General features: G+C 64.4%; 2 protein-coding genes. Both read right to left on the bottom strand.

Annotated elements, in window-relative coordinates:
- Nucleotides 1-186: 186 nt before the first annotated feature.
- Complete coding sequence (locus ACGF5C_RS34305) at nt 187-1,518, bottom strand: IS630 family transposase (RefSeq protein WP_393308511.1); 1,332 nt, start codon at nt 1,516-1,518, stop codon at nt 187-189.
- 160 nt (nt 1,519-1,678) lie between these two features.
- On the bottom strand, nt 1,679-1,955 hold a 277-nt coding region (locus ACGF5C_RS34300; RefSeq protein WP_393308509.1), incomplete at its 5' end, for a hydantoinase B/oxoprolinase family protein.

Here is a 1,955-nt window from a genome sequence, read left to right as displayed (position 1 = left end):
GGCGCTTTGCGGCACTTCCGGCGGGATTTCATGTCGCGCACGCGGACCAGGCCGGTCGATGGTGTTCTGGTGCTGCGACCACGACCGACGCGAAAGCATGACCGCTCCTGCGGTCGGCACAAACAGAGGAACCTGACGAATCGCTAGTGTGTCGCACCGTAAATTGCGCTGGTAAGTCTGTGTGTTTTATTGCGTGTGGTTCGGGTTGATCTTGGCGAGGTAGTCGGCGAGGGATTGGAGGATTTCGTCGGCTGTCTTGGTCCAGGTGAAGGGGCGGGGGTTGTCGTTCCAGGTGTCGATCCATGCCCGGATGTCGTTCTCGAGTGCCTTGACGGAGGTGTGGACACCGCGCCGGATCAGTTTGTCGGTGAGCAGGCCGAACCAGCGTTCGACCTGGTTGATCCATGATGATCCGGTCGGGGTGAAGTGGATGTGGAAGCGTGGGTGGCGCGCGAGCCACGCCTTGATCTCGGCGGTGTTGTGGGTGGCGTAGTTGTCGCAGACCAGATGGACGTCGAGTTCGCGGGGCACGTTCTTGTCGATGGTGGTCAGGAATTTGCGGAACTCGATGGCGCGGTGGCGGCGGTGCAGTTCGCTGATGACGGTGCCGTCGGCGATGTTGAAGGCGGCGAACAGGCTGGTGATGCCGTGGCGCAGGTAGTCGTGGGTGCGGCGTTCGGGCATGCCAGGCATCATCGGTAGCACTGGTTGTGACCTGTCGAGGGCCTGGATCTGGCTCTTCTCGTCGACGCAGAGCACGATCGCCTTCTCCGGCGGATTATGGTAGAGGCCAACGACATCCACCACTTTCTCCACGAACAGTGGGTCGGTGGACAGTTTGAACGAGTCCTGCAGGTGTGGTTTGAGGTCGAAGCGGCGCCAGATCCGGCCGATGGTCGATTTCGACAATCCGGTCCGCGCGGCCATCGATGACCGTGACCAGTGAGTGTCGTTGCCCGGCACCGATTCCAGCGTCGCGATGACCACGTCCTCGACCTGGTCGAGCAGAATCGACGGCGGCCGGCCCGCGCGGGGCTCGTCCTGCAGCCCTTCGAGTCGGGCGGCGATGAACCGGACCCGCCAACGGTCCACGGTCGACTCGTCGACACCGAGATCGGCCGCGGCCTGCTTGTTCGTGCCGCCCTCGGCGCAGCGCAGCACGATCTTCGCCCGCATCGCCAGGTACTGAGCGGTTTTCGCCCGCCTTGCCCATGACGTCAACTGTGTCCGCTCGGCGTCGGTCAGGACCAGATCGGCCTTCGGCCGACCGCTGCGGCCGGCATCGGCCAGCCCGGCCAACCGCTCAGCGGCGAATTTGCGCCGCCACTTCGCGACCGTGGCCACCGAAATACCCAGAGCCTGCGCGGCACCAGCATTCGACGCGCCCTCGGCGCAGGCCAGCACTATCCGGGCACGCCCGGACTCACGCCGATCCGGCGACACCAGCCTGCGCTCGAGCTCGGCACGCTCGACAGACGACAACCTGATCTCAACAGCAGAACGCCCACGATGCGACACACCAATAAGGTAACTACTTACCAGCGCAATTTACGGTGCGACACACTAGTTGCTGTCCACGTCGATCGGATGGGCTGCTGCCGCGACAGCCGTCCGATCTACCGGGTCTTTGCGTTCCGAAAATAACCCCTTCGTGACTTGACTGCCGTCCTCGACGTGCTTACTTCGCCGCTCCGTAGCCACCGCCCCCTGGAGTCTCCACAATCAAGGCGTCGCCGGGCTGCAGTTGCGCGGAATCCGCACCGCGCAACCGCACGATGGTGCCGTCCGCACGCTCGATGCGATTGATGCCCAGTGCTCCGGGCGCGCCGCCGGCCATGCCGTACGGCGGGACCCGACGGTGACTCGATAGTGTCGAGACGGTCACCTGTTCGGTGAACCGGAGCCGCCGCAACGCGCCGTCGCCACCGTGCCAGCGTCCAATTCCTCCGCTGCCG

It is taken from the genome of Micromonospora sp. NPDC047620, assembly GCF_043205005.1.
Taxonomy (GTDB): Bacteria; Actinomycetota; Actinomycetes; order Mycobacteriales; family Micromonosporaceae; genus Micromonospora.
Note: the sequence above shows the minus strand (reverse complement) of the source record. Positions and strands in the feature narration are given on the sequence as shown.